The sequence below is a fragment of the Nonomuraea sp. NPDC050310 genome, from assembly GCF_040655795.1.
Classification (GTDB): domain Bacteria; phylum Actinomycetota; class Actinomycetes; order Streptosporangiales; family Streptosporangiaceae; genus Nonomuraea.
Window position 1 is genome coordinate 29,019 of sequence record NZ_JBFAKP010000012.1, and the last position, 26,303, is coordinate 55,321.

General features: G+C 71.3%; 28 protein-coding genes and 4 tRNA genes. 14 read left to right on the forward strand and 18 right to left on the reverse strand.

Features of this window, described 5'->3' with window-relative positions:
- Positions 1 to 128: 128 nt before the first annotated feature.
- From AB0I67_RS25675 to AB0I67_RS25710, 8 genes are all read right to left on the reverse strand, one after another.
- Positions 129 to 578 carry a hypothetical protein gene (locus tag AB0I67_RS25675; RefSeq protein ID WP_357927992.1) on the reverse strand — a complete coding sequence of 150 codons (450 nt, stop codon included), beginning with the start codon at positions 576 to 578 and terminating at the stop codon, positions 129 to 131.
- A 160-nt stretch (positions 579 to 738) separates the two neighbouring features.
- Positions 739 to 1,233 carry a hypothetical protein gene (locus tag AB0I67_RS25680; protein ID WP_357927993.1) on the reverse strand — a complete coding sequence of 165 codons (495 nt, stop codon included), beginning with the start codon at positions 1,231 to 1,233 and terminating at the stop codon, positions 739 to 741.
- Positions 1,230 to 1,964, reverse strand: coding sequence for a hypothetical protein (locus AB0I67_RS25685; RefSeq protein WP_357927995.1), 735 nt, complete (start codon positions 1,962 to 1,964; stop codon positions 1,230 to 1,232). The genes AB0I67_RS25680 and AB0I67_RS25685 overlap by 4 nt, the downstream gene beginning before the upstream one ends.
- A complete protein-coding gene (locus AB0I67_RS25690) occupies positions 1,961 to 2,542 on the reverse strand; it encodes a hypothetical protein (protein ID WP_357927996.1) in 582 nt (193 codons plus the stop codon). The genes AB0I67_RS25685 and AB0I67_RS25690 overlap by 4 nt, the downstream gene beginning before the upstream one ends.
- Complete coding sequence (locus AB0I67_RS25695) at positions 2,539 to 2,691, reverse strand: hypothetical protein (RefSeq protein ID WP_357927997.1); 153 nt, start codon at positions 2,689 to 2,691, stop codon at positions 2,539 to 2,541. The genes AB0I67_RS25690 and AB0I67_RS25695 overlap by 4 nt, the downstream gene beginning before the upstream one ends.
- A gap of 104 nt (positions 2,692 to 2,795) precedes the next feature.
- Entirely contained in the window at positions 2,796 to 3,101 is a 306-nt protein-coding gene (locus AB0I67_RS25700) for a hypothetical protein (RefSeq protein WP_357927998.1), read from the reverse strand.
- Positions 3,094 to 3,450, reverse strand: coding sequence for a hypothetical protein (locus tag AB0I67_RS25705; RefSeq protein WP_357928000.1), 357 nt, complete (start codon positions 3,448 to 3,450; stop codon positions 3,094 to 3,096). The genes AB0I67_RS25700 and AB0I67_RS25705 overlap by 8 nt, the downstream gene beginning before the upstream one ends.
- On the reverse strand, positions 3,447 to 3,689 hold the full coding sequence (locus AB0I67_RS25710; RefSeq protein ID WP_357928002.1) for a helix-turn-helix transcriptional regulator: 243 nt from the start codon (positions 3,687 to 3,689) through the stop codon (positions 3,447 to 3,449). The genes AB0I67_RS25705 and AB0I67_RS25710 overlap by 4 nt, the downstream gene beginning before the upstream one ends.
- Positions 3,690 to 3,845: 156 nt before the next feature.
- Here AB0I67_RS25710 and AB0I67_RS25715 point away from each other — a divergent pair, with 156 nt between their 5' ends.
- The 3 genes from AB0I67_RS25715 (at position 3,846) to AB0I67_RS25725 (ending at position 6,515) form a co-directional block, all read left to right on the forward strand.
- Complete coding sequence (locus AB0I67_RS25715; protein WP_357928004.1) at positions 3,846 to 4,292, forward strand: helix-turn-helix transcriptional regulator; 447 nt, start codon at positions 3,846 to 3,848, stop codon at positions 4,290 to 4,292.
- 284 nt (positions 4,293 to 4,576) lie between these two features.
- The gene (locus tag AB0I67_RS25720; RefSeq protein ID WP_357928006.1) at positions 4,577 to 4,924 is read left to right on the forward strand and encodes a hypothetical protein; all 348 of its coding nucleotides are present in this window, start codon (positions 4,577 to 4,579) and stop codon (positions 4,922 to 4,924) included.
- Between the two features lie 31 nt (positions 4,925 to 4,955).
- Positions 4,956 to 6,515: a hypothetical protein gene (locus AB0I67_RS25725; RefSeq protein ID WP_357928008.1), complete on the forward strand. Its 1,560-nt coding sequence runs from the start codon at positions 4,956 to 4,958 to the stop codon at positions 6,513 to 6,515.
- A gap of 89 nt (positions 6,516 to 6,604) precedes the next feature.
- Here the strand turns inward: AB0I67_RS25725 and AB0I67_RS25730 are convergent.
- Positions 6,605 to 6,676 (reverse strand) — tRNA-Val (locus AB0I67_RS25730).
- 415 nt (positions 6,677 to 7,091) lie between these two features.
- On the opposite strand from AB0I67_RS25730, the gene AB0I67_RS25735 reads away from it, so the two are divergent.
- Complete coding sequence (locus AB0I67_RS25735; RefSeq protein WP_181613788.1) at positions 7,092 to 7,508, forward strand: SsgA family sporulation/cell division regulator; 417 nt, start codon at positions 7,092 to 7,094, stop codon at positions 7,506 to 7,508.
- A 50-nt stretch (positions 7,509 to 7,558) separates the two neighbouring features.
- Here the strand turns inward: AB0I67_RS25735 and AB0I67_RS25740 are convergent, their stop codons facing one another.
- Complete coding sequence (locus tag AB0I67_RS25740; protein ID WP_357928010.1) at positions 7,559 to 8,185, reverse strand: DUF305 domain-containing protein; 627 nt, start codon at positions 8,183 to 8,185, stop codon at positions 7,559 to 7,561.
- 40 nt (positions 8,186 to 8,225) lie between these two features.
- Here AB0I67_RS25740 and AB0I67_RS25745 point away from each other — a divergent pair, with 40 nt between their 5' ends.
- Complete coding sequence (locus AB0I67_RS25745; RefSeq protein WP_357928012.1) at positions 8,226 to 9,602, forward strand: beta-propeller domain-containing protein; 1,377 nt, start codon at positions 8,226 to 8,228, stop codon at positions 9,600 to 9,602.
- A gap of 49 nt (positions 9,603 to 9,651) precedes the next feature.
- Here the strand turns inward: AB0I67_RS25745 and AB0I67_RS25750 are convergent, their stop codons facing one another.
- From AB0I67_RS25750 to AB0I67_RS25760, 3 genes are read right to left on the reverse strand one after another with little or no spacing between them, the layout of a single operon-like run.
- Positions 9,652 to 10,482 carry an aminotransferase class IV gene (locus tag AB0I67_RS25750; RefSeq protein WP_357928014.1) on the reverse strand — a complete coding sequence of 277 codons (831 nt, stop codon included), beginning with the start codon at positions 10,480 to 10,482 and terminating at the stop codon, positions 9,652 to 9,654.
- A complete protein-coding gene (locus AB0I67_RS25755; RefSeq protein ID WP_357928016.1) occupies positions 10,479 to 11,486 on the reverse strand; it encodes a chorismate-binding protein in 1,008 nt (335 codons plus the stop codon). Before AB0I67_RS25755 ends, AB0I67_RS25750 begins: the two co-directional genes overlap by 4 nt.
- A gap of 4 nt (positions 11,487 to 11,490) precedes the next feature.
- Positions 11,491 to 12,414 carry a LysR family transcriptional regulator gene (locus AB0I67_RS25760; protein WP_357928018.1) on the reverse strand — a complete coding sequence of 308 codons (924 nt, stop codon included), beginning with the start codon at positions 12,412 to 12,414 and terminating at the stop codon, positions 11,491 to 11,493.
- A 57-nt stretch (positions 12,415 to 12,471) separates the two neighbouring features.
- Between AB0I67_RS25760 and AB0I67_RS25765 the strand changes: the two genes are divergently transcribed.
- On the forward strand, positions 12,472 to 13,737 hold the full coding sequence (locus tag AB0I67_RS25765) for a Rid family hydrolase (protein WP_357928020.1): 1,266 nt from the start codon (positions 12,472 to 12,474) through the stop codon (positions 13,735 to 13,737).
- Between the two features lie 710 nt (positions 13,738 to 14,447).
- On the opposite strand, the gene AB0I67_RS25770 is transcribed toward AB0I67_RS25765, so the two are convergent.
- From AB0I67_RS25770 to AB0I67_RS25780, 3 genes are all read right to left on the reverse strand, one after another.
- Entirely contained in the window at positions 14,448 to 15,320 is an 873-nt protein-coding gene (locus AB0I67_RS25770; RefSeq protein WP_357928022.1) for a superoxide dismutase, read from the reverse strand.
- Between the two features lie 919 nt (positions 15,321 to 16,239).
- The gene (hutH, locus tag AB0I67_RS25775) at positions 16,240 to 17,790 is read right to left on the reverse strand and encodes a histidine ammonia-lyase (RefSeq protein WP_357928024.1); all 1,551 of its coding nucleotides are present in this window, start codon (positions 17,788 to 17,790) and stop codon (positions 16,240 to 16,242) included.
- Between the two features lie 29 nt (positions 17,791 to 17,819).
- Complete coding sequence (locus AB0I67_RS25780; protein WP_357928026.1) at positions 17,820 to 18,500, reverse strand: helix-turn-helix transcriptional regulator; 681 nt, start codon at positions 18,498 to 18,500, stop codon at positions 17,820 to 17,822.
- A 115-nt stretch (positions 18,501 to 18,615) separates the two neighbouring features.
- Between AB0I67_RS25780 and AB0I67_RS25785 the strand changes: the two genes are divergently transcribed.
- The 3 genes from AB0I67_RS25785 to AB0I67_RS25795 all read left to right on the forward strand — a co-directional run bounded on the left by AB0I67_RS25785 (position 18,616) and on the right by AB0I67_RS25795 (position 18,858).
- Positions 18,616 to 18,687: transfer RNA gene (locus AB0I67_RS25785), tRNA-Gly, on the forward strand.
- A gap of 15 nt (positions 18,688 to 18,702) precedes the next feature.
- Positions 18,703 to 18,776: transfer RNA gene (locus tag AB0I67_RS25790), tRNA-Cys, on the forward strand.
- Between the two features lie 7 nt (positions 18,777 to 18,783).
- Positions 18,784 to 18,858 (forward strand) — tRNA-Val (locus AB0I67_RS25795).
- Here AB0I67_RS25795 and AB0I67_RS25800 read toward each other — a convergent pair.
- Together AB0I67_RS25800 and AB0I67_RS25805 are read right to left on the reverse strand one after the other, a co-directional pair.
- Positions 18,829 to 20,124: an NAD(P)/FAD-dependent oxidoreductase gene (locus AB0I67_RS25800; protein ID WP_357928028.1), complete on the reverse strand. Its 1,296-nt coding sequence runs from the start codon at positions 20,122 to 20,124 to the stop codon at positions 18,829 to 18,831. The two genes, AB0I67_RS25795 and AB0I67_RS25800, sit on opposite strands and share 30 nt — an antisense overlap.
- Positions 20,125 to 20,291: 167 nt before the next feature.
- A complete protein-coding gene (locus tag AB0I67_RS25805; protein WP_357928030.1) occupies positions 20,292 to 21,089 on the reverse strand; it encodes a tryptophan 2,3-dioxygenase family protein in 798 nt (265 codons plus the stop codon).
- A 147-nt stretch (positions 21,090 to 21,236) separates the two neighbouring features.
- Between AB0I67_RS25805 and AB0I67_RS25810 the strand changes: the two genes are divergently transcribed.
- Genes AB0I67_RS25810 through AB0I67_RS25830 form a run of 5 tightly spaced genes read left to right on the forward strand, consistent with a single transcriptional unit; the run spans position 21,237 to position 26,299 of the window.
- Positions 21,237 to 21,698, forward strand: a complete 462-nt coding sequence (locus AB0I67_RS25810) for an Lrp/AsnC family transcriptional regulator (protein WP_357928031.1) — start codon at positions 21,237 to 21,239, stop codon at positions 21,696 to 21,698.
- Positions 21,695 to 23,056 (forward strand): NAD(P)/FAD-dependent oxidoreductase, encoded by a 1,362-nt coding sequence (locus AB0I67_RS25815; protein ID WP_357928033.1) that lies wholly within the window; start codon positions 21,695 to 21,697, stop codon positions 23,054 to 23,056. The genes AB0I67_RS25810 and AB0I67_RS25815 overlap by 4 nt, the downstream gene beginning before the upstream one ends.
- A 41-nt stretch (positions 23,057 to 23,097) precedes the next feature.
- Positions 23,098 to 24,462, forward strand: a complete 1,365-nt coding sequence (locus tag AB0I67_RS25820) for an MFS transporter (RefSeq protein WP_357928035.1) — start codon at positions 23,098 to 23,100, stop codon at positions 24,460 to 24,462.
- Positions 24,463 to 24,500: 38 nt separating this feature from the next.
- Positions 24,501 to 25,505, forward strand: coding sequence for a Dyp-type peroxidase (locus tag AB0I67_RS25825; protein ID WP_357928037.1), 1,005 nt, complete (start codon positions 24,501 to 24,503; stop codon positions 25,503 to 25,505).
- Positions 25,502 to 26,299 carry a family 1 encapsulin nanocompartment shell protein gene (locus AB0I67_RS25830; protein WP_357928039.1) on the forward strand — a complete coding sequence of 266 codons (798 nt, stop codon included), beginning with the start codon at positions 25,502 to 25,504 and terminating at the stop codon, positions 26,297 to 26,299. The genes AB0I67_RS25825 and AB0I67_RS25830 overlap by 4 nt, the downstream gene beginning before the upstream one ends.
- The last annotated feature ends 4 nt before the right edge of the window (positions 26,300 to 26,303 follow it).

The following is a 26,303-nucleotide window of genomic DNA, read 5'->3' on the forward strand; positions in this document are numbered from 1 at the left end:
CCCGGCCCGCGCGCGGTCATAGGTGTAACGGCTGACGTCGAGGGTCACGCAGACCCTCCACTTGGGCAGCTTCAGCGCGCGCCGGCGGGCGTCGACCTGCTTGGCCAGGGCGGAGATTTGGGCAGGAGTCACGGCCGGGCCGAGGTCTGCGCGAGCAGCTCCTCGTGCAGGCGTCGCAATCGCCCGGTGCCGTCCTCGCCGTCGCCGATGGAGACCGCGGCGACCAGGGCGGCGTACGCGCCGCTGATCTGGCGGCGCTGCTCCGTGGACGCGCACATGATCAGCGTGATGAGCTCTCGCGTCCACTGGTCGACGGTGTGCTCGAACTTGGGGTCGAACGCGGCCAGGACGTCGGCGACGACGTCGGCCGTCAGGTACGGCTCGTTCGTCGGCGGCTCGTCCAGGCGGGCCGTAAGCTCCAGCGCGGCCACTCGGGGCAGCGGGAGGATCCCCTGCGGCATGCCGTGGTGGAAGAACTGCACGAGCTCCACGGCGTGCTCGATGTCGAGCGGCGAGCGGATGATCGTGGCGGTGACAGTCGGGCCCGGGTGAGTGGGCGCGGGATGGGTGATGGTCATGATCACTCTCCGGGTGGTGCGGGTGGGCGCCGGTGCGGCCGGCGCTCACCGGGTGACAGTGGCGCGCTCGCTGGGTGCGGGCGCGGCGGGGACGGCCCGCCGCGGCCGTGCTGGCCCGGGGAAGTGGGCCAGCACGAGCGGGTTGGTCAGGTCCAGGACGTCACGTGGACGAAGTCGCCGGACTCGGCTCGGAACGACTGCCAGCGAGCGGCGAGCCAGCGGCCGACGGCGGCCAGTGAAGTGGCCAGAATTCGGGGGCGGCGGCCGCGCCGGTGGGCACCGCCGCCAGAGGAGGGCCCGGCACCACCGGACCCCGGCCAGGGGTCGCCGGCGGGGCAGGCACTTCGGGTGCCTCGGGGACGAACGGCCGGACCGGAGAAGGGGCCGGGGCCTGGGTTGGTCCGCCGTGATGGCGACCGGCAGGGCGGGCCAGCTGGGCCCGGCGCTCGGCGTCCAGGTCCATCCGGGCGAGCTGCTTGTTGGCCGCGTTGACGAGCGCGAGCAGATCGTCACGACGGTCGAACCAGAGGACGACGTCGGGGTTGGCGGGGTTGCCGAAGACGACGCTTGCCTGCGTGCGGTCCGGCCCCACGATGAGCTGTCCGGGCACGGCTTTGCCCATGGTCTGCCGGGTGGTCTTCTCTGCGACGCTCACAGTGCCTCTCTCTCGGGGAATGCCAGCAGGGTCAATGTGGCCCGGCGGTCGTACGGGGCGGCCTTGTACCAGAGCACCGCCCGGCGCTGCCCGCGCTCGTCGACCAGGTAGCCGGTGCGAGGGCCGTCGGACGGCTTCCGGGTCCAGCCCTCGGGCAGGCACGCGTACCGAAACAGCGGGTCCCCGTCGACCAGGTCGCCGAGCTCGAACCCGAGCCCGGCCAGGCCCCACTCGTCGATGCCGACCAACCGGGCCGGGATGACGTCGCACGCCAGCAGCTGGGACATGCCGATCGCTTCCAGGTCCTCGACCCCGCCGGCCAGGGCCGTGAACTGGTGGTCAGGCCGGCGGTAGACGGTCGGGCTGGCCGCGCGGGGCTTCCGAGGCTCGGCATCGAGAGTGGCGGAGAGGTACACCTGGGAGCCTTCGTAAGTGCCCCGCGTTAGGAACACTCCCTCGCCATGGTGCGAGTTCTGAGCGAGCTCCCAGGCGGGAGAGGGCAGGCCCATCGCGGCCGCCCACGCGCGGACCGCCCACGTCTCCCGTTGCGGGATGCGCCCATCATCGTCGGGGTGCCCGGCAAGGACCGGGTCGTGACCGTCGACCGGCTTCCAGACGTGACCGATCTCCCAGATCATGAGGGGCAGATCGGGTCGCCTTTGGAGGGGCAACAGGTTTTCGGTTGCGAGCACCTGCAACCTTCGCTTCTCGTCATCGGTCCTGATGATCATGTGTCCTGCCTGGTCTGTGCGTTTACGAGGACCCAGCGCACGGCGGCCGTACGGCTGGCCAGGTCGTCGCGGATGGGGGACGCGCTGGGGCCGTACCGCTCGTGGTCGACGATGCCGCCGGCGAACCACCGGCCCTTGACCTGCCGCCCCCGCGAGATGGCCGGCCCGACGACGCCGAGCGCGTCGGCCATCGTGCGCGGACGGGCAGCGGTGACGCTGACCACGAAGTACTCCGGGCTGTTGTCCTCACCCAGGCGGCCGCGCTGCCGGGGCGGCCCCGCGTGGAGCCACACGCTCCCGGCCTTGATCGGCGCCGTGCCGTACCCGATGTACTCCACGGGACCGCTCTCGATGGACATCCCCGTGCGCGAGTCCTCGCTGTCGTCGCCCGGGGGGATGATCGCGGACCACTCGTGGAACATGCCGCAGCCCTTCGGCTTGGGGCACACCAGCCGGACCGCGAACTCGCGACGGCCGCCCGGGAAGTCGACGGCCTTGGTCGACGCCTCCCAGCCGGTCCGCGTGCAGCCGCCCGCGTGGCCGAGGTCGCGCCACTCCAGGTACTCCGGGGCGATCACGGCTGACCGGCCGGCACCCGGTGGGCCTCGCTCCAGCGGCCCCAAGCCTCCTCGATGGCCATCGCGCAGGGCGGGCTCTTGGGCGCGGGCGAGGGCTCCAGGTCGGTCCGCTGCTGCGGGACCCAGTCGACGTAGATAGTGTTGATCATGAGATTCCTTCTCGATTTGGCGGTCCCCGGGTGAGAGCGGGAGGCCGCCTTTTTCTGTCGGTGGGGGCGTGTAGAGTGCGCGCCCCTTCGGAGGACAGGCAGGGCTAGAACGGCGGCTCGTCCGCCTCGGACGACCGCGTGCCGTACGTCACGGAGGACAAGGCCGCAACCCACTCGGGCGGCTGCTCGTCCGCGCCGAGCGCGTCGGACAGGGTGGCCCACACAGCCCATGCCTCGGCCACAGTGATCTGGAGCATCTGCTCCTGCTCCGGGACATGCACGACAACGCGGTTCTCCACCGGGTCGACGACGACGGTGATCACCGAGAGCTCGGGGTCCGGCGTCGACATGCTGTGGATCCGGACCACGGTCGGGGACTCGGCGGGCATGGTGGTCTCCAGGTCAGGCATGGGCGTTCGCGTAGCGGGAACCGGGCCGCGACTTGAGCTTGCGGATGTTGCCGTACGGCATCGCCGCGGCGGGGTCAGACGTCGTGGTCTTGGTGGCGGGCGAGGCCTTCGCCTCCGCGCCCGCCTCGCCGTTGACCTGCCATGACTTGATGAGCTCGCCGAGCTGCTCGTCGGTCCAGGCGATGCTCCTGCCGAGGCGGGTGTGCCAGGCGCCCGACCGAGCCGCCGCATCCAGCAGCGACTTCGTCGCCAGCCGCGTGGAGCCAGGAGGCAACGCGCCGTTGATCCGCTCGGCCGCCACCTCGCTGCTGTAGCACCGGTACGGCGGGACGTCGGGCAGCGCGCTCATCCCACGAGCTCCTCGGCCATTAGGTCGGTGATCTCGCAGTCGAGGGCGGCCGAGAGCTTGCCGAGCGTCTCCGCAGACGCCGACTTCTCGCCCTTCTCGATATGACAGAGGAAGCCGATGCTGATCCCGGCCCTGTGCGCAAGGGCTGTGATTGATAACCCGGCGGCTATACGCCGGCGGGTGATGGCTCGGGGATCCTGTGTGAGCCGCTTCGATCTTGAGGTCTGATGTCGGGTCATGGACAGAGAATTGCAGAGTTGGCCAGAGAAAGACAAGTGAGGACAGAGAAAACGATGGAATATCATGTCCACCCATGGCCTCTTCATGCCACTGACCAGCGGCGTTACTCTGTATTTCTCTGAACTCCGCTGCACCGGATGAGAGGACCAGCCGCGATGGCGAGCGAACTGGAGGCAGGTGGCGAGGGGGCGCTGATCAAGCTCGCCCGAACGTCAATGCGCCCACGACTGAGCGTCGCCGAGGCGGCGGTGAGGGCGGGCGTCAGCCCGGACACCTGGGGGCATGTTGAACGCGGCTACAGGATTCGGGCCAAAGGCGGGCGCGTGCCGGTAGTCACCACCGCGGCCACGCTGGCGCACATGGCCGAGGTCGTGGGCCTCAAGCCGGCGGACCTTGAAGAGGTGGGCCGGCGTGATGCCGCAGAGGTCCTTGCCCGCATGACCCGGCCACCCACAACCGTCCTGCCAGTGGAAGTCGATCGTGGGCACATGCTGGTGAGCATCCCCGAGACCCTCTCGGACGAGGACCGGGAACTGATCAAGCGCCAAGCTGAAGAGTTCGCAGCGCATCTCGACCGAGTGCGCAAGGGGGACTCAGGTTAGAAAGTTATTAACCATTACTATCCCTAAGGTGCAAATTCGCTATCTGTTGCACCATTAAGGGCCGATTTGCCCATTTCGGCCAGGACGTCCCCCTGTGACGAGGGCGGCTCCCGGTGTAACACTCCCGGTTCAAGCTCCAACAGGTGTGTCTGCGTTCGCACGCCTGACTGTGTACATCCGTACCACAGCACCACCGCCCAACCGGGGGGCCCTCAATGCACTCTGTCCTATACGTCCCGCGGCCTCGCTCTGCGCTGCCCGCCGGCCTGTCCGCCGCGGCGTACGTGCGCGACGACGGTGTCGTAGAAGCGCACGTCGATCGCGACCAGATCGATAGCCGCCTCGTTCGCAGACTGTCCGTCACCAGCACGACGATCGCCAGCTCTCTGAAACCTCGTCCGCTGGGTGTGCTGGGGGAGCCCTGGGGACGCGTGCACTTCGTGATCGACGAGTACCTCGATGGCGAGATCGAGCCGACCATCACGCCCGCGGGCATCGTGGTCCCCCTGCCCCCGCTCCTGATGCGGGTCGACCTGCAGCTCGACATCGAAGACCTGGGATCCGGTATCACCCGCTTCTACTACCAGCCCAAGGTAAGAATTGGGCCTGACCGCCCCCTCCCCTGGCTCTGACCCCCCGCGACTCCGGACCGGAGAGTGATCGATGTCCTACTACGTCGAGCTGCACCGGGGGCTCTGGCGCGTCCGCGTGCAGAGCCCCTCCGACAAGAAGAAGTACGTCCCCTACACCCGCAACGACGACGGCGAGCGCTTCGCCAGCGAGGAGGAGGCCGACGAGTTCGGCCGGTACCAGGTCGCCCTGATCAAGCGCGGCAAGTGGCTGGACCCCAAGGCCCCGAAGATCACCTTCGAGGAGTGGGCGGCGATCTGGTACGCGGGCCTGGCCCTGGAGCCGTCGACCATGAGGAAGTACCTGATCCTGCTCGAACGGCACCTCATACCCGTCTGGGGCCATCGCACGCTGGCCAGCATCACCGCCCAGGAGATGGCCCCGTGGGAACGCAACATCGTGCGGGCCGACTACGCCGAACGGACGGCGTACGACTGCCGGTCCCTGCTCATCACCATCCTCAACGCCGCGGTGCCCGTGCACATCCCGCTCAACCCCGCGTTGCGGCCGCGAGGCACCGGCAAGAAGGCGACGCGCCGCGTGGCCCGGGCGCTCAAGGAAGAGAAGCCCTGGACGACTCCCCTGCAGGCGCTGCTCGTGGCCGAGCGGGCCGCGCTTCTGGCCGGCGACATGGACGTGTTCGCGATGCTCGTCACGAAGGCCTGGACCGGGATGCGCTGGTCTGAGGTGCTCGGGGTGCGGCCGGAGTCACTCCTGCCCGGCCAGATGCTGCACGTGAAGTGGAAGCTGTACGAGCTCGGGGGGTTCTACTGGGGCTACCCGAAGGACGGCAGCATCCGGAAGATCCACCTGCCGCCGTTCCTGCACACGCTCCTGACCGAGCTCGCCAAGCGGGCCAGGGCGTGCGGCTGCTCGGGCCGGGACAAGGCCCTGCCGGCCGTCGACGGCGAGGAGTCGGTGGAGTGGTGCCCGGGTCGCCGGGCGCTGTTCCTGACGTCGTCGGGCTCGCACTACGGGCGGGGCGACTTCAGCGACGTCATGCGCCCGGCCGCGGACGGGTTCTACCCGGCCAGGACCGGGAGGCGGGCGCGGCCGCCGCGCCCGGTGGTCGTCCAGGTGGGCGGCGGCGACCAGGGCGACGCCATGCCGTTCCCGGGGCGGCCACTGCGTCCCGCCTGGCCGTACGCGGCACGGCCGCCGGAGATGGCGTGGGCGTGGGAGCCGATCCCGGAGGAGTTCGTGATGCCGCGCCGGCGCGGGCAATGGTCCTTCGACCGCGACGACGACGCCAGCCGGCAGATCGCTACGTGGCTGCCGCTGGTGCCCGGGCTCACGCCCCACGGCATGCGCCACGGACACCAGACCTGGATGGACGACGCCGGGATCAGGTCCTCGCTGAAGAAGGCGAGGATGGGGCACGAGGACGCCTCGATGAGCGCGCTCTACGGGCACATCACCGAGGGCATGGTCACCGATCTGCTCGACCTGCTGGAGGGGTTGTGGGAGTCGGCCGTGCAGGAGCGCTTCCAGATCCACCCGCGCTCCCCCGTGCCGCTGCTCGACCGGTGGATGGAGCCGTGGCGTGCCGGTACGGCGTCCGCGACGGTCACCCCGATCCGCCGCGCGGGGTGAGACCCGAGGATGATCTTGTCTCCCCGGATTCTCCCCTAACGATCAGAAAGGCCGTCCCCCACATCGTGGGAAACGGCCTCTGACCAGGGTGGGCGATACTGGGATCGAACCAGTGACCTCTTCGGTGTGAACGAAGCGCTCTCCCGCTGAGCTAATCGCCCGGGATCTGCCGGTCCCGCGTGGGTCCGACGTGGAAAACCATACCGCACTCCGGCCGCACCCGCGAAACGGACGCGGTTTCGTGGTCAATGTGGCGCTTGGCCTCCAGCATGGCAGCGAGTCGCATAGCATCGTGCTGTCCCGGTAGGCACCTAACGTGATCTTTCGCCCGGAAGATGCGGAAGGGTCCGTCGGGGCCAGCTCTGCAAGACGCAAAACCCTTGCAAACATGGCCCGCTTGCGGATGTTTCGCCAGGTAGATGGCTAAATGTCCTGCTGTGATGTGCGTTACAGAAGGCCCTGGAAGCGGAATCTTTCCTACAGGTTTCTTCGTTCCGCGTCATAGCTCAGGGCGAAGTCCGTCAGAGCAGTGAAAGCCCCGTTGGGGGACCGTACGACGAAAAGGTTTGGCTGACGATGAACAGCACCACCGTCTCCGCCGAGCTTGGCCTTCGGCTTGTGGTCCCCGACCGGACGACCGTCCCCCTGCTCGCCGGGCTGAGCTACACAGCCGACGACCCGTACGCCATTCGCATGGCCTTCCACGTGGGGAACGACGAACCGGTCGAGTGGATCTTCGCCAGGGAACTGCTCACGGTGGGGATCGTGCGCCGCGTCGGGGACGGCGACGTGCAGGTGTGGCCCGCACGCGCCGACGGCGAGCGCACCCTGCACATCAGTTTGACCTCCCCGTTCGGCCAGGCGCTCTTCGAGGTGCCGCTGGCGCCGCTGACGGAGTTCCTGCACCGCACCTACGAGCTGGTCCCGGCGGGGCGGGAGACCGACTTCATGGACCTGGACGCCGAGCTGACCAACATGCTCTGGCCGTCCTGACCGGCTGAGACGCACCACGGCGAGGCTCCCATCGGGGAGGCTCGCCGTCGTCATGTCAGGGCTCGCATGCGCGCGACCTCGATGCCCTGGTCGGTGTAGACGTCGCGGGCCATCATGAGCATCCGGTGGTCGTTGCCCGCGGCCAGTTCCTCCTCGGCCATCTTCATGGCCCCCTCGTGATGCTTGATCATGAGCTCGACGAACAACCGGTCGAACTCCCGCCCCCGCGCCGCCCGCAACGCGGCGAGCTGCTCCTCGGACGCCATGCCGTACGCCTGGCCGGAGGTGTGCCCGTGCGCGCCGGGGGCGCGCCCGAGGGCGGCCAGCCACTCGGTGAGCAGGCGGATCTCGGGCTCCTGGGTGAGCGCGATGCGCTCGGCCAGGGCCCGCACCGGTTTCGATCCGGTACGGCCGGCAGCCAGCCCCGCCATGTCGAGGGCCTGCCGGTGATGCGGGATCATCCCCTCGGCGAAGCGCACGTCCGCGGCGACCGGCTCGCGGCTGCTGGCGAGCCGTTCACCAGGGGTGGCGGTACGGCCGGGCGACCCCGGAGCCCCCGGGACGATCACCGGCGGGCCGGTGCCGACGACGCCGGTGGGCTCTTCGGCACACCCGGTGCAGCCAACTGTCAGCAGAACTGTGACAATTACCCAACCGGTCTGGAACCTTCCTGCCATAGCTTCCATAGTGCTGCACTCACGTCGAAGGGGAGCTCAGGTGATCTTCACCAAGGTGTCCGCCGCGGTCTGCGCGGCGCTGCTCGTGCTGAGCGCCTGCGCTCCGGGCGAGTCCGATCCGCCCACGGCCGAGCCGCAGGCCCAGTCGCAGTCGGCGGGGACGAGCGCCCCGGCGGCCAAGGAGATCACCACCAGCCCGAACGTGAAGCTGGTGGCCAACCTGCCGCGGCCCGCGCCGCTCAACGGGCCGCTGGCCTGGAACTCCGACCTGGCCTTCCAGGGCGACTACGCCTACGTGGGCAACTTCGACGGCTTCAGCGTGGTCGACATCGCCGACCCGGCCAAGCCGAAGGTGGTCAGCACGGTCTCGTGCCCCGGCCAGCAGAACGACGTGTCGGTCTACGGGAACCTGCTGATCCTGTCGGTGGACGAGACCCGCACCGACGAGACCTGCACCTCCAAGCACGGCGACGCGTGGGAGGGGCTGCGGCTGTTCGACATCACGGACAAGAAGCAGCCGAAGTACATCTCCTCGGTCGCCACCAAGTGCGGTTCGCACACCCACACGATGGTCCCGGGCAAGGACGGCCAGACGCTGTACGTCTACGTCTCCTCCCCCGGCCCGGCCCCGTCGGTGAAGACCTGCCCGCCGCCGCACCGGATGATCCAGGTGGTGGCGATCCCGCTGCAGGACCCGCGCTCGGCCAAGGTCTCCAGCAGCGAGGACATCTTCCCCGACGGCCAGGAGAGCGGCGGCTTCACCGGCTGCCACGACGTCACCGCCTTCCCGGAGAAGGACCTCGCCGCGGCCGCCTGCTTCGGCGACGGGGTGCTGCTGGACATCGCCGACCCGGCCAAGCCCAAGGTGCTGCAGCAGATCCGCGACACCGAGAACTTCGACCTGTGGCACTCGGCGACCTTCAACAACGACGGCACCAAGGTCGTCTTCGGCGACGAGCTCGGCGGCGGCGGGATGGCCACCTGCGACTCCAGGACGCCGGCCACCAAGGGCGCCAACGCGATCTACGACGTGGTGAACGGCAAGCTGGAGCGGCGCGGCTACTTCAAGATGCCGCGCGAGCAGACGGCACGGGAGAACTGCGTGGCGCACAACGGCTCGCTGATCCCGGTCAAGGGCAAGGACATCATGGTCCAGGGGTGGTACCAGGGCGGCGTCTCGATCTGGGACTTCACCGACTCGGCCGCGCCGCGCGAGATCGGCTTCTTCGACCGCGGGCCGAGCACCGCCGGGACGCCGATCGCGGGCTCCTGGTCGGCGTACTACTACAACGGCTACATCTACTCCAGCGACATCCTGGAGGGCCTGGACGTCATCCAGATCGACGACCCGCTGACCGACCCGGCCAAGCAGGTCAAGATGGACGACTTCAACGTCCAGACGCAGAAGACCTACTGAGCACGCGGTTGAGCCGCGGCCCCGGGACTCCCGGGGCCGCGCAGGCTCGTCACGGGTCGAGGTCGCCCGCGGCGCGCTCGGCGAAGACCTCCATGGCCTTCTTGGTGACCGGTCCGGGGGCGACCGGCAGCAGCGTCTGGTCGACCATCCGGATCGGCTGCACGTCGCGCGTGGTCGAGGTGAGGAAGGCCTCCTCGGCCTCGTAGAGCGCCTGGAGCGGCACGTCGGTCTCCTCGGCGCCGAACCACTCCAGGACCAGCGCGCGCGTCACGCCGGCCAGGCAGCCCGACTCGAGGGTGGGGGTGACCAGCCGCCCACCGTGCACGAGGAAGATGTTCGAGCCGGTGCCCTCGCACAGGTTGCCCGCGAGGTTGCCGAAGATGGCCTCGCCGCCGCCACGGGCCTTGGCGTAGGCCAGGGCCTTGGCGTTGTCCCCGTAGGAGGTCGACTTCACGCCGGACAGCGCGCCACGCTCGTTGCGCGGCCAGGGCACGACGGTGACGTCGGCGGTGGCCGGGAAGGGCGGCTGCTCGTCGACGATGACCACGCTGGTGGCGCCGATCTTGCCGCGGTCGGAGCCGAGCGGGCCGGGGCCGCTGGTGTAGGTGATGCGGATGCGGCCGAGCGTCCAGGCCGGGGCGGAGTCGAGGAGCTGGCCGACGCCGTCGGCGATCGCCTCCAGGTCGGGGGCGGGCAGGTCCATGCGCTGGGCCGACAGGGCGAGCCGGTCGAGGTGCCGGGTGAGGGCGAACGAGCGGCCGTTGACGATCTTGATCGTCTCGAAGACGCCGTCGCCGACCATCAGGCCGTGGTCCCAGACCGAGACCTTGGCCTGTTCCGGGTCGAGGAGTGCCCCGTTGACCCAGACGGGAGTTGTCATGCCGAACCTCCTGAAGAAGAAGCGAGTGCGATGAGTCGCGAGGCTTTCAGCTCGGTCTCGCGCCATTCGCGACGGGGGTCGCTGCCCCAGGTGATGCCCGCTCCGGTGCCGAAGCGGATCTCGTCGCCGGACGTCCAGAACGTCCTGATGCCCACGGCCAGCGCCGCCGCCTGCCGGTCGGCGTCGACCCAGCCCACTGCCCCACAGTAGGGCCCGCGCGGCTCGGGTTCGAGCGCATTGATGATGCGCAGAGCCGAAGATTTGGGCGCCCCGGTCACCGAGCCCGGGGGGAAGGTCGCCGCGAACAGCTCCGGCCAGCCGTACTGCGGGGCCAGCCGGGCGCGGACCGTGGAGACCAGGTGCACCGAGCCGGGGTAGTCCTCGACCGCGCACAGCTCGGGGACCTCGACCGACCCGACCTCGGCGACGATGCCGAGGTCGTTGCGGACCAGGTCGACGATCATCACGTTCTCCGCGTAGTCCTTGTCGAGCAGGTCGGCGGCGGTGACGCCGGTGCCCTTGATCGGCCTGGACTCCACGACCGCGCCCGCGCGCGACAGGTACAGCTCGGGCGAGGCGGACACGACGGCGAGCCCGGGGAGCACGATCGTCGCGGCGTAGGCGGCGGGGTTGCCCTCCGCCAGGCGGTGCGCGAGGGCGAGCGGGTCGGCGCCGCGGCGCAGCGGGGCGCTGAGCACGCGGCACAGGTTGGCCTGGTAGACCTCGCCCTGCTCGATGAAGGCGCGGATCCGCTCGACGCCGGCCTCGTAGGCGGCCTGATCGAGGGAGCTGCGCCACTCCTCCGGCCTTGGACCGTGCCAAGGCGTCGTGGCAGGCGGCAGCGGCGCCCGCCGTACCTCCTCGAAGCGGGCGCAGGTGACCTTGCCCTCGTAGTCGACGACCACCGCCCACCAGCCCGCGGAGTCGAGCGCCGACAGGTCGGTGGTCACGTCGCGCAGGCCGGTGGCGAGCAGGCCGCCCACGTGGGCGAGACTGTCGTGCACGTGCCTATTGTCCCAGGGAATCCGAGCCGTCTGGGCCTTGCTCCCGCAGGCCCGCCGCCGCCCGCTCCAGCTCGGCGACCAGCTCCAGAGCCGCCGGCAGGGGCCGCTCGGGCAGCGCGGCGTAGACCCGCCGCACCGGCCCGCGCGTCAAGGGCCTGGTCACCACATCAGCCGGTACGGCACGCGCAGCCAGCCTGGGCACCAGCGTGAGGCCCAGCCCGGCGGCGACGAACCCGAACTTCCCCGACCATTCGGCCACCCGGGGACCGCTGCGCGGGGTGAACCCGGCGGCGGCGCAGGCGGCGAGGAGCTGGGTGGGCTGGCCGCGCGGCGCGGCCTCGATCCAGGACTCGCCGGCGAGCTCGGCCAGATCGAGGCGCTCGCGCCCGGCCAGCGGGTGATCGGCCGGCAGGGCGACGAGCAGTTGGTCCTCGATCAGCTCGACCAGCTCGGCGTCGCCGCTCACCAGGCCGGAGGGGTAGTCGCTGACCACGGCCACGTCCAGCGCCCCCGCGCCCAGCCGCTCGAACAGCCGCCCGCTCAGCGCCTCGGTCAGCCGTACCCGCACCCGCGGCCGGGAGGTCGCGTAGGCCCGGATGGCCTTGGGGACCAGCTCGATGTTGGCCGTCGCGAACGCGCCGACCCGGACGGTGCCGCCCAGGCCCGCGTGGATGGCCGCCAGGTCCTCCTCCGCGCGTTCCAGGCGGTCGAGTACGGCTGTCGCGTGCCGGTGCAGGGCCTCGCCGGCCGGGGTCAGCCGGACGCCCCTGGCCAGGCGCTCGAACAGCGGGCCGCGCGCCTCGCGCTCCAGCCCCGCGATCCGGCGCGAGACCGCCGACTGGGTGTAACCCAGGAGTTCGGCGGCGGCGGTGAACGAGCCGCTGCGCGCGATCTCGTCGAACAACCTCAAGGTATTCGTGTCAATCATGGCTGGCATGAAATCTAGTCGGTTGTGGAATGTCTCGCGAGGGACTTACATGGTGCCGTGATTGCTTTCCTTGGACAGGGGCGCATGGGCGTCCCCATGGCGCGGCGGCTGGCCGGCGCCGGACATGACGTGACGACGTGGCGGCGTGGGGCCGAGCTGCTCCCGGTGGTGGAGGGGGCCGGCGTCGTCATCACGATGCTGAGCGACCCCGCGGCGGTGTTGGAGGTGCTCACCGCCGCCCGGCCCGGGCTCCGGCCGGGCTGCACGGTGATCGAGATGTCCACCATCGGCCCCGAGGCCGTGGCCGAGCTGCGCGCGTTGCTGCCCGACTCCGTGCGGCTGGTCGACGCCCCCGTGCTCGGCAGTGTCCAGCCCGCGGCGGGCGGCACCCTCACCGTGCTGGCCGGAGGCGACCTCACCGGGGTGCGGGACATCCTGTCCGTCTTCGGCGACGTGCGCGAGGTGGGGCCCCTGGGGGCTGGGGCGGCCATGAAGCTCGCGGTGATGAGCGTGCTTCTGCCCGCCCAGGTGCTGGTGGCCGAGGCGCTGGCCGGGGTGCCCGATCCCGAGGCGCTGCTCGACGTGCTGGCCGCCACCCCCCTGGGCGGCATCGCCGACCGGCTGCGGCAGCCCGCGGCCGAGACGCGCTTCTCCCTGGCCCTTGCGGCCAAGGACCTCCGCCTGGCCGTCCGCCCCGCCGACACCCTGGCCGCCGCCGCGCTGCGGCGGCTGGAGGAGGCCGAGTCGGCCGGCTACGGCCCGCGCGACGTCACCTCCATCGCCCCCTACCTGGCCGCCCACGCCTCACCGCCGGCTGACGCTCCTGAGGGCTCGGGGGACGTTCCTCACGGCTTGGGCGTGGCTCCTGTTGGCTCGGGCGCGGCTCCTCTCCTTTCGGGTGACGACGCCGAGCCGACGACCACACCTCATCTCGAGCCCCTGAACCCGCCGGACATCCCGGCCACGAACGGCTTCTACTCCCACGCCGTCCGTACCGGCCAGACCCTGTACATCTCCGGCCAGGCCGCCTTCGACGAGAACGGCAAGGTCGTGGGCGAGGGCGACATGGGCGTCCAGGCCGAGGTGGTCTTCTCCAACATCGCCAAGATCCTCGCTTCCCAGGGGGCGGGCTTCGAGGACGTCGCCTTCATCCGCACCTACCTCACCGACATGGACGACCGCGCCGCCTACGGCGCCGTCCGCCGCCGCTACATCACCGGCCCCCCTCCGGCCAGCACGACGGTCGAGGTATCACGCCTCTTCATGCCCGGCTTGCTGCTCGAGGTCGACGTCATCGCCACCCTCCCCACCCAACCCGCCTAACCTTCACCCGCCCAACCTCCCAATGGCTCTCGCCTCACTGGGCCTCACCTCACTGGGCCTCCGCTTCAGTGACCCCCGACCTCCCTGGGCGCCGCTTGACTGGGCGCCGCTTGACTGGGCGCCGCTTGACTGGGCGCCGCTTGACTGGCCGCCGCCTCCGCGAGACCGCCACCCCCGGCCAGGCCCCCGCCGCGCTGGGCTCCCGCCCGGCTGGGTTCCCGCCCGGCTGGGTTCCCGCCCGGCTGGGTTCCCGCCCGGCTGGGCTCCCGCCCGGCGGGGGCCTCGGCCGGCGGCGCCCACGGGTCCGCCCCGCTGGCTCCCACCTGCCAGCGCCTCCGCCTCCCGCTGCGGCGCCCAACCCGGACCACCCAGCAACCCCGCTCGCCAGCCACCCCATGGCCGACTTCCCCTCCCGCTCATCCGCCCCTGGGGTGCTGGATGGTTTCGGGTGGCTCGGTCCACGGGTGTGGCTCTGGGTCTACGGCGGGCTCGGAAGCATCGGCGGGCTTGGGCTCGATGGCGGGCCCGGGTTGCGACGGCAAGCTCGGGTTCGACGGCGTGCTGACGTTCGGACGGCGGGCTCAGGTTCGACGCCGGGATCGGGTCCTCTGAGAGGGCGTGGGTTCGGCTGGTTCGGCTGGCCGGTTCTGCGATTTCTGCGGGTTCCGCGGATTCCGCGGATTCAGCAGGTTCGAAGGGGCGGTGAGGGGTCAGCGGCGGGGGCGCTTGACGGCGACTACGGTGTAGTCGGTCTCCGGGGTGGGGGGCGTGGTGAAGCGGGCGTTCGGCAGGTACAACCGTCCACGGAACGCCGCAACCGTCGTGGGGACGTCGAAGCGCGGGTCGGTGATGCGCGAGACGACCGTCCCCTTGCTCCCGTCGGGCGAGAGTTCGATGACGGCGATGGTGTTGAGACGGTTCTGCACGACGTAGAGGGTGTTGCCACGCAACAACAGCCCGTCGCCGTTGGTCAGGGCCGCACCGCCCAGGTCCACCTCGGTGGTCGCCCCGGTCGAGGGGTTCACACGGAAGAGCTTGCCGGTGTTGGACTGGACGATGAGCAGGCCGGTCCGGTCGGGGGTGACCTCGATGCCGTTGGCGTTGATGCCCGTGCCGTACTGGATGGCTCCGGAGAGCGGGACAGGCTGGGCGGAGTCGGGGAGGGCGCCCTTGCGGCCCAGGGTCAGCTTGTAGAGCACAGGGTTGGTCGAGTCGGTGAACCAGACGGTTCCCCGGCTCAGGACGACGTCGTTGATGAAGGAGGGGCCGGTTGCTAGTTGGTAGCTCTTGAGGACCGCGCCGGTGGCCGTGTCCACGACCCGGGCGTTTCCGGCGTTCCCGCCTGAGACGAACAGGCGGTTGCGGTGGTCGCTCTTCAACCCCAGGGACGGGGTGCCCGGGCCCTGGCTGAAGACCGTTCCCTGGCCGGTGCGCAGGTCTGCCCGGTAGAGGGAGCCGGTGGCGCGGGAGCCGAAGTACGCCACCGGGCCGGGGCCGATGGCGATGCCCTCTGGCTGGAAGCCGTCCGGGAGGGGGAAGGAGGTGGGGAAGGTCTTGGTGTTGTCGGGCTTCTCACGGTCCACCGCTCCGGCTTCGACCGGCTTCGCGTGGGTGTTCCCGGATTGGGCTGCTCCGGCTGGGCCGGTTGCGGCTTGGGTGGTGTTTCCGGGGTGGGCCTGGGCTGGTGTTGCGGCCAACGCCAGGAGGGTGGCGCAGGCTGCGGTGGTGAGGAGCCTTGGGGTCATTGGTCCACGATCGCTGCCCCGATGTGGTCGGTGGAAGGGTGCGCGGGCAACCTCACAGGCACTTGCCAGCCTCACGTCCTCGCTTGGCCGGGTGCCCAGCCGCATCCTCTCTCGGGTGAGGTGCGCGCCTCGCCGGGTTGGGCGCGCCCTAGGGGTGCCCGGAGTGCGCTCGCGGGCGGGGACCCTTGGCGAGGATTCCTTCGCGCGGGTCCTTCGCCTCGCGGGGCCGCCATAGGAGCGCCGTAGAAGGCCGGTAGAGGGGACGGCCGGTAGAGGGGGCCAGTAGCGGCTGGCAACCGGTAGAGGCCGGTAACCGGTAGAGGCCGGTAACCGGTAGGGGCCGACGAGGGTGAGGAGGCCAGCCTCATCCAGCTGCAGCCGACCCAGCACGCGAGCCCCGCACGCCGGCCCCGAACGAGGACCTCGCCGTGCGGGGCTCGCGGAACGAGGACCTCGCCGCGCAGGGCTAGCTGCACGAGGACCTCGCCGGGCGAGGGGCACGCGCGGGTCTCGCCACGTCGGCCTTGCCACCCAGCAAGCCCCGCCCCCGCAGCACTGCCACCCGTGCACTGATGCGGGGGCACTGGTGCGGGGGCACTGCTGTGGGGGCACTGCCGCAGGGCGTCCGCCACGACCGGGGCCGCCCAGGCCCAGCGCCGGTCGGGGCAGTCGTCGGCCAGGCCCAGCGCCGGTTGGGGCAGTCGCCGGTTGGGGTAGTCGTCGCCCAGTTCCACGGCCGGTTAGGGCATGGCGCCGGTCAGGCCAGGGGGCCGGTGATGGATTCGGCGGCGGTCAGGACGGTGCCGTCGGCGACGAGGTGGACGACGGACTCGATCTCCGGTGCGAGGTACCGGTCGGTGCCCGGACCCGGGACGGTCTCGCGGAGGGCGGCGACGACGGCGGCGGTGGCCGGGGCCGGGGTGAGCGGGGCGCGGAGGTCAAGGCCACGGGCGGCGGTGAGGATCTCGACGGCCAGCACCCGGGTGAGGCCGTCCACGGCCCGGCGGAGCTTGCGGGCGGCGCTCCAGCCCATGGAGACGTGGTCCTCCTGCATGGCCGAGGACGGGATGGAGTCCACGCTGGCCGGCACGGCCAGGCGCTTCATCTCGGAGACGATCGCCGCCTGGGTGTACTGGGCGATCATGTGGCCGGAGTCCACGCCGGGGTCGTCGGCGAGGAAGGCGGGCAGCCCGTGGTTGCGAGAGACGTCGAGGAAGCGGTCGGTCCGCCGCTCGGACATGGAGGCCACGTCGGCGGCGACGATGGCGAGGAAGTCGAGCACGTACGCCAGGGGCGCCCCGTGGAAGTTGCCGTTGGACTCGACCCGCCCGTCGTCGAGGACGGCGGGGTTGTCGACGGCGCTGGCGAGTTCCCAGGCGGCGACGTTGGCGGCGTGCGCGACGGTGTCGCGGGCGGCGCCGGCGACCTGGGGGGCGCAGCGCAGGGAGTAGGCGTCCTGGACGGGGGTGCAGTTCTCGGGGTCGCGGTGGCTGGCCATGATGCCGGAGCCGGCCAGCAGGCGGACCATGTTCGCGGCGGCGAGGGCCTGGCCGGGCTGCGGGCGCAGGGCCTGGAGCTCGGGGGCGAAGACGCGGTCGGTGCCGAGCAGGGCCTCGACGCTCATGGCGGCGCTGAGGTCGGCCGTCTTGAGCAGGCGGGTGAGGTCGTCGAGGGCGAGGATGAGCATGCCGAGCATGCCGTCGGTGCCGTTGATGAGAGCCAGGCCCTCCTTGGCGGCGAGTTCGACGGGCTCGATGCCGGCCTGCTTGAGCGCCTCGGCGGCGCTGGTGACCTGGCCGGAGGCGTCGCGCACGGAGCCTTCGCCCATGAGCGCCAGGGCGACGTGCGCGAGCGGGGCCAGGTCGCCGGAGCAGCCGAGCGAGCCGTACTCGTGCACGATCGGGGTGATCCCGGCGCTGAGCAGCCCGGCGAGGGCCTTGGCGGTGGTGGGCCGCACGCCGGTGTGGCCGGTGGCGAGGGTGTGCAGGCGCAGCAGCATGAGCGCGCGCACGACCTCGGTCTCGACCTCGGGGCCGCTGCCCGCGGCGTGCGAGCGCACGAGGGAGCGCTGGAGCTGGGCGCGCAGGGCGGGGTCGATGTGCCGGGTGGCGAGCGCGCCGAACCCGGTGGAGATCCCGTAGGCGGGCACGGGGCTCTCGGCGAGCTCCTCGACCCGCTGCCGGGCTGCCGCGATGGCGGCGACGGCGTCCTCGGTGAGCCGGACCGGCGCACCGCCTCGGGCAACGCGGATGACGTCGGCGAAGCTCAACGGCTCGGGACCGACGTTCACGACTTCGTTGTCGCGCATATCGCACTCTTTCGCTCTCAGGTAACCGGCTAAGGCGATGTTAGCTCCTTACAAGCGAACCATGTCGCGAGGCCCTCCCTACCCCGCTCGGTGACCACCACCGCACGCGGCGAGGATCCGGGTTCGATCCAGCCGGAGGCGAGCATCGCCCTGGTCAGCGCCGCGCCCAGGGCGCCGCCGAGATGGGCGCGGCGTTCGGTCCAGTCGATGCACTCGGGCGCGAAGTGCCGCCGGGCCCGGCGCGCGCCGGGCACGTCCACGTCGAGCTCGGTCAGCACCTGCTCGCCGCGCTCGCTCAGCTCGCCGCCGAGCAGGTAGCCCTGGGCGACCATGCCGTCCAGCAGCCCGACGCCGGCCCGCCCGGCCAGGTGGTCGTAGCAGGTGCGGGCCTCCTCCAGCCGCCGCGCCTCGCGTGATTGCTTGAGTGACCGTACGGCGGGGCGGTTGCTGATCCGCGACAGCGTCTCCAGCACCTCGGCGATCTCGTGCCCGGCCAGCCGGTAGTACCGGTGGCGGCCCTGCCGTACGACCTCGACCAGGCCGCCGTCCAGCAGCTTGGCCAGGTGGGAGCTGGCGGTCGGCGCGCTGACCCCGGCGAGGCGGGCGAGTTCGCCCGCGGCCAGAGCCCGCCCGCCCACCAGGGCGTTGAGCATCGCCGCGCGGGCCGGTTCGGCGATCAGCGCGGCGACGGGTGCGATGTCGGCGTCCATCTCTCGAGCGTAGGCGAGGCACGTTTCGAGCCCGGTCGAAGGATCGGCCCATCCGGTTTGGGGAGTCGGCCGGTTTTCGCTACAGTTCTCTACGTCGCCGCGAACAAGCGGCAACGCGGAAGTGGCTCAGGGGTAGAGCATCACCTTGCCAAGGTGAGGGTCGCGGGTTCGAATCCCGTCTTCCGCTCGGAACTTCCTGCTCGGTGGAGTGGCCGAGAGGCGAGGCAACGGCCTGCAAAGCCGTCTACACGGGTTCGAATCCCGTCTCCACCTCCATGATCCCGGACGATTAGCTCAGCGGGAGAGCGCTTCCCTGACACGGAAGAGGTCACTGGTTCAATCCCAGTATCGTCCACCACGCCACGGCGAGCACGATCGCGCTCGCGACGGCCGCCACCCATCTGTTCTGCCGCGCGATGCGGCGTTCGACCTCCGCGTACGGCACGGTCGTGAACGAGATGAGCTCGTAGCGCGAGACGTACTTCCCGGGGAACAGCCGCTCCAGCAGGTGTTCGGCCTTCTTGCGCGCCAGGAAGGCGCGGGAGGCGACCTTGTCCCGCATCTCCACGAAGTTGTCCAGCGCCAGGCGGGCGATGGTGTCGGCGTTCGGCTTGCGGCGGCGCTCGAACAGGGTCAGCGCGGCGTCGAAGCCGTCCGCCTCCTCCAGGCAGCGGTCGAGCTCGACGCAGTCCTCGAAGCCGCAGTTGGCGCCCTGCCCGTAGAAGGGGACGATGGCGTGCGCGGCGTCGCCGATCAGCGCGACCGTCATGCGCTCGCCGCGCCGTACCCAGGGGGCGGTGTGCACGGTGAGCAGGCTGCCGACCGGGTTGGCGGCGTACTCCTGGGCGAGGTCGGGCATGAGGGCGTGCGCGTCGGGATAGACCTGCGCGAAGTGCGCGGAGACGCGCTCGGGGGTGTCGAGCGCGGCGAAGTCGGTCTTCGGCCAGAACAGGGTGCAGGTCAGCGAGCCGTCCGGGTTGGGCAGGGCGATCATCATGGAGCTGCCGCGCGGCCAGATGTGCAGCGCGCCCGGCTCGAACGGGTGCGGGGCCGGGATGGTCAGCTCCTTGTAGCCGTGGTCGAGCTGGTCGCGGGTGGCGGGCAGTTCGGCCAGGGCGCGGACCGCGCTGTAGGCGCCGTCGGCGCCGATGACCAGGGTGGCCTGCTCGGTCCGGCCGTTGTCGAAGGTCAAGGTGCCCTGGTCGGGGTCGAGGCCGGTGAGCTTGTGGTCGAAGCGCACGGTCACCGAGGGGTGGGCGTCGGCGGCCTCCAGGAGGACGCGGTTGAGGTCGCCGCGGCTGATGGAGTTGATCGCGCGGCGGCGGTCGGCGCTGTAGGGCTGGAAGGTGAGGGTGCCGTCCACGGCGTGCATCATGCGGCCGGGCATCGGGATCGCCTCGGCCAGCACCCGCTTGTCCAGGCCCAGGCGGCGCAGGGCGTCCAGGCCGCGTTCCGACAGGGCCAGGTTGATCGAGCGGCCTCGTTCGGCGCCGGCCTGTCTGGGGTCGGGGCGGCGTTCGTAGAGGGTGACCTGGTGGCCGCGGCGGGCGAGGAAGCAGGCGAGCAGGCAGCCGACCAGGCCGGCTCCGACGATCGCCACCTCCTGGGGGGCTCCATCTCGCATGGCTGGGTCCTTCCCTTCTGGGGTGGGGTCTCACTTGGGTGGGGGGTGAGTTGGCACGCTCGCCGACTTCGGTGGCCGGGGGGCGGCCGACGGTGCCGGGCGCGGGGGTACAGGTGGATCGAGGAAGAGAGAAAAAGAAGGGAGGAGACCCTGAGGTTCCGGGCCGGTCAGAGGTGGGTGCGGGCCTGCCAGAGGGCGGGGAAGATCTCGCGGCGGAGGTTCTCCTCCAGGAAGCGCAGCCCGTTGGAGCCCCCCGAACCGGGCTTGGCGCCCATGGAGCGGCGGACGGACATGACGTGGCGGTGGCGCCAGTCGGCGAAGCCGGTGGCCAGGTCGAGCAGTGCCTCGGCGAGCTCGTGCAGGTCGGGCCGGTCGGCGGCGTGGATGGCGACCCAGGCCTGCGGCCCGGTGAAGCCCTCGCGCTCCAGCAGGGCCGCGGCGCTGTCGTACAGGCTGGGCCCCTCGAAGGCGGCCAGGAGCTCGGGGTAGGCCGGGCTGCGCCGGTGCGGCCGGAGCATGGCCTCGCTCTTCTCCCCCAGCAGGAACTCCACCTGCCGGTACTTGGCCGACTGGAACCCCGACGCCTCCCCCAGCGCGTCGCGGAAGGCGTTGAACTGCCGTGGCGTGAGCCAGCTCAGCGACGCCCAGGCGGCGTTCAGCGCCTCGACGTGCCGTGAGCTGCGCCGCAGCGTGGTGACGGCGGCGGCCGCGTCACCCGCGTCGAGCTGCTCCTGCGCGAGGGTCCATTCGGCGCACAGCAGCCCGAAGTACAGCTCCATCACCTGGGTGGTCACCAGGAAGGCCCGCTCCTCGGGGAGCCCGGTGACCGTGTTCTGCAGCCCGTGCAGGACCTCGGTCCCGACGTAGTCGTCGTACGGCGTGCCCCGCGAGAACTCCAGCGTGGGCCGTCCCTCGTTGGCCGCGGCGCGCTCGGCGCGCTGCTCGGCGTTCACCGGTCTGATCATCAGCTCTCCCTGGTACGGCTCGGCACCCACTATGGTCGTGGCCATCGAGCCGCTTCCGAAGTCCGGACCGATGGCACATCGCCCGTACGGCTTGCCGTTCACAAGGCTCTTGGCGGAAAGGCTTTCACCATGACAGGGAGTGACCGCATGGACGCGATGGACTGGCAGATCCTCGCCGAGCTCCAGGCCGACGCCCGGTTGTCCTACAGCGAGCTGTCGCGCCGGGTGCACCTGTCCTCCCCCGCGGTGGCCGAGCGGGTACGCCGGCTGGAGCAGGCGGGGATCATCGCGGGCTACCACGCGCGGGTGGACGCGGTGGCGGCCGGGCGGCCGGTCTCGGCGATGATCCGGATGAGCTGCTACGGCGCGCGCTGCGTGTTGCGCGACGAGTCGGTGCCGGGGTGGGCGGAGATCCTGGAGATCCACCGGGTCACCGGCGACACCTGCTGCCTGATCCGGGTGGCGACGACCTCGATGGCCGCCTTCGAGGCGCTGATCGACCGGCTGTCGGCCTACGGTCAGCCGTCGAGCATGATGATCTTGTCGAGCCCGCTGGGCTGGCGCGCCCTCTCGTCCCCCGATGGCGCAAGCCGTACCGTCAGAACATGACAGAAGCGGATGTGATCATCGTCGGTGCGGGTCCGGCCGGAGAGAACGTGGCCGGGCGGGTGGCCGCCGGCGGGTTGAGTTGTGTGGTCGTGGAGTCGCACCTGGCCGGGGGCGAATGCTCCTATTACGCGTGCATGCCGAGCAAGGCGTTGCTGCGGCCGATGGAGCTGGCCGACGAGGTGGGCCGGTTGCCGGGGCTGGAGCTCGGGCCGGTCGACGTGGCGAAGGTGCTGGCGCGGCGCGACGAGGTGATCGCCCACCTCGACGACAGCTCCCAGGTCGAGTGGATCACCAAGCAGCCGGCGACCTTCGTGCGCGGCAGCGGGCGGGTCAGCGGCGAGCGCGAGGTCGAGGTGACCGCGCCGGACGGCTCGGTGACGACCGTGCGCGCCCGGCGGGCGGTGGTGCTGGCCACCGGCAGCGTCCCGGTCCTGCCGCCGATCAAGGGGCTGGCCGAGGCCCAGCCGTGGGGCAGCCGCGAGGCGACCACGGTCAAGGAGGTGCCCGCGCGGCTGATCGTGCTCGGCGGCGGCGTGGTGGCGTGCGAGATGGCCCAGGCCCTGCACGCGCTGGGCGCCGGGCACACGACGATGATCGTGCGCGGCGGGCGGCTGCTGGAGCGCAACGAGCCGTTCGCCGGTGAGCTCCTGGCCGAGTCGATGCGCGGCAAGGGCATCGAGCTGCTCTTCGGCGCCGAGGCGAGCGAGGTGAGCCGGGCCGCCGACGGCACCGTGCGGGTGACGCTCAAGGACGGCCGCACGCTGGAGGCCGACGAGCTGCTGGTGGCCACCGGGCGCAAGCCCGCCAGCCACGACGGCAGGCCGATCGAGGTGGACGAGTCGCTGCGGGTGCCGGGCAGCGACTGGCTGTACGCCGTCGGCGACGTCAACGGCCGCAACCTGCTCACCCACATGGGCAAGTACCAGGCCCGGATCTGCGGCGACGCGATCGTGGCCCGGGCGCGCGGCCAGGAGCCGTCGGTGCTGGACGAGGCGGACAAGTACGGCGCGCCGCAGGTGGTCTTCACCGACCCGCAGGTGTGCGCGGTCGGCAGGACCGAGGAGGCGGCCCGCGCCGAGGGCTTCGACGTGCGGGTGGTGGAGTACGACCTGGGCCAGGTGTCCGGCGCCCACCTGCTCGGCGACGGGTACCAGGGACGGGCCAAGGCGGTCGTGGACGAGGGGCGCAAGGTGCTGCTCGGGGTGACCTTCGCCGGCCCGGGCGTCGCCGAGCTGCTGCACGCGGCGACGATCGCGGTGACCGCCGAGGTGCCGCTGGAGCGGCTGTGGCATGCCGTACCCGCCTACCCGACGGTCAGCGAGATCTGGCTGCGCCTGCTGGAGGAATACGGCCTCTGACGTGAAGGTCGGCATACCCGTCGCGGGGCATAGGACGAGGCATGTCGGATACTCGGCGGAAAGCCCTGGGCGTCTGTCTCGTCGCGGCCTTCATGACCGGGCTCGACGTGAGCATCGTCAACGTGGCGACCCCCTCCATCGAGGAGGGGCTGCACGCCACGGAGGACGGGCTGCAGTGGATCCTGTCCGGGTACGCGCTGACCTTCGGCCTCTTGCTGGTTCCGGCGGGGCGGCTCGGCGACGCCCGTAGCCGCCGCGCGGTGTTCATGACCGGCGTGGCGCTGTTCACGCTGGCCAGCGCGGCCTGCGGGCTGGCCGGCAGCATGCCGGTGCTGATCGTCGCGCGGCTGCTGCAGGGCGTGGCGGCCGGCGTGCTGAACCCGCAGGTGTCGGGCCTGATCCAGCAGATGTTCCAGGGCTACGACCGGGCCCGGGCCTTCGGCGCGCTGGGCGCGACGATCGGCATCTCGACCGCCGCCGGGCCGCTGATCGGCGGCGCGCTGGTCACCGCCTTCGGCCCGGACTTCGGCTGGCGCTGGGTCTTCCTGGTCAACCTGCCGATCGGCCTGGTGCTGCTGCCGCTGGCCCGCCGGTGGCTGCCCGCGCCGGTCATCGGGCCGCGGCAGAGCATGGACCCGGTGGGCGTGCTGCTGCTCGGCACCGGCGTGGCCGGGCTGCTGCTGCCCTTCATCCAGCAGCACCAGTGGCCGGGGCCGGCCAAGTGGCTGCTCATCCCGGCGGCGCTGGTCGTGCTGGTGCTGTTCGTGCTGTGGGAGCGGTCCTACCGGCGCGAGCCGCTGGTGGACCTGTCGTTGTTCGCCAAGCGCTCCTACAGCCTCGGCAGCGCGGTGGCGCTGCTGTACTTCGCCGGCTTCACCGGCATCTTCTTCATCTACACGCTCTACCTGCAGAGCGGGCACGGCTACAGCGCGCTGGAGGCGGGCCTGGCGATCACGCCCTTCGCGCTCGGCTCGGCCGGGGCGTCGGTGGTGGGCGGGCGGCTGGTGACGCGGCTCGGGCGGCCCCTGGTGGTCGGCGGGCTGCTCCTGGTCGTGGCCGGCATGGGGCTGACCATCCTGGCCACCACGCTGGTGCCCGGCGCCTCGGTGGGCCTGGCGACCGCGGTGCCGCTGCTGCTGGCCGGGATCGGCAGCGGGCTGGTGATCTCGCCGAACCAGGCGCTCACCCTGTCGGAGGTGCCTCCGCTGCAGGGCGGCGCGGCGGGCGGGGTGCTCCAGACCGGGCAGCGGCTGGGCTCGGCGATCGGCATCGCGGCCTGCGGGTCGGTCTTCTTTGGCGCGCTGCGGAGCGGCTGGGGACCGGCCTTCCAGCACGGCCTGTGGGTGGTCACCGCGTTCGTGGCCGCCGCCCTGGTCGTGGCGCTTTACGACCTGCGGGCGCACTGAACGGTTTTCCCATACCGGGACCCGGCAACGGGCGGGATGTGTATCAGCCGTTCCAGCCGCTTCAGGCGGTCCTGACCCCGCTCACCCGCTCGGCGATCTTCCTGGTGGCCACCGTACGGCACGACCGCGAGGCGCACGCGGCGGTCCGCGCGTTCTGCGGCGACCTGCCCGCGCTGGTGCGCACCGTGGGCTTCCGCGACCTGGAGGGCTACCTCACCTGCGTCATGGGCATCGGCTCCGAGCTGTGGGACCGCGCCTTCGGCCTGCCGCGGCCCGCGCTGCTGCACCCGATGCGGGAGGTGCGAGGCGTGCACTACGCCCCCTCGACCCCGGCCGACCTGCTCTTCCACATCCGCGCCGAACGCACCGACCTGTGCTTCGAGCTCGCCCAGCTCATCATGGCCGGCCTGCGCGGCTCGCTGTCGTGGGTCGAGGAGGTCCAGGGCTTCCGCTACTTCGACACCCGCGACCTGCTCGGCTTCGTCGACGGCACGGAGAACCCGCAGGGCGCGCTGGCCGAGGCGTCGGTCTTCGTCGGCGACGAGGATCCCGGGTTCGCCGGCGGCAGCTACGTCACGGTGCAGAAGTACCTGCACGACCTCGACGCCTGGAACGCCGTCTCCGTCGAGGAGCAGGAGCGGGTGATCGGCCGCTACAAGCTCTCCAACGTCGAGCTGCCCGACGACGTCAAGCCTTCCGACGCGCACAACGCGCTCACCGTCATCGAGCAGGACGGCGAGGAGCTGAAGATCGTCCGGGACAACATGCCGTTCGGCAACAGCGGCCGGGGCGAGTTCGGGACCTACTTCATCGGCTACACCCGCACGCCCGAGGTGCTGGAGAAGATGCTGGACAACATGTTCATCGGGGACCCGCCCGGCAACTACGACCGCATCCTCGACTTCTCCACCGCCCTGACCGGCTCGTCATTCTTCGCGCCCGCGCCCGACCTGCTGGAGGAGCTGGCCGACCGGGTCCCGGTCGCCACCGCCGCCGCCGGCTCGCTCGGGATCGGCTCGCTCAAGGGGGAAGCAAGCGTATGAACAACCTGCACCGCGAGCTCGCGCCGATCTCCGACGAGGCCTGGGCGCAGATCGAGGAGGAGGCGGCGCGGACCTTCAAGCGCCACCTGGCCGGCCGGCGCGTGGTCGACGTGCGCGGCCCGGCCGGTCCGGAACTGGCCGCGGTCAGCACCGGCCACCTCAGCACGCTCGCCCCGCCCGCCGAAGGGGTGCGGGCCTGGCGGCGCGAGGCGGCGGGGCTCGTCGAGCTGCGCCGGCCGTTCGAGCTGAGCCGGCAGGCCATCGACGACGTGGAGCGCGGCTCGGGCGACAGCGACTGGCAGCCGGTCAAGGACGCGGCCAAGGGCCTGGCGATGGCCGAGGACCGGGCGGTCTTCGACGGCTACGCGGCGGCGGGCATCACCGGGCTGATCGCGGCCAGCAGCAACCAGCCGATCGCGCTGCCCGGCTCGGTCGACGGTTACCCCGAGGCCATCGCCCAGGGGCTGAGCGCGCTGCGGATGGCCGGCGTCGACGGGCCCTACTCGGTCCTGCTGAGCGCCGAGGCCTACACCGGGGTGGCCGAGACCAGCGACCACGGCTACCCGGTGCTGGAACACCTCCGGCGGCTGGTCACCGGCGAGATCATCTGGGCGCCCGCGCTGACCGGCGCGCTCATCGTCTCCACCCGCGGCGGCGACTTCGACCTGCACCTCGGGCAGGACGTCTCGATCGGCTACGACAGCCACACCTCCAACACGGTCACGCTGTACCTGCAGGAGTCGTTCACCTTCCTGCCCTACACCGCCGAGGCCGTCGTCCACCTGCGCCCCTAGCAGG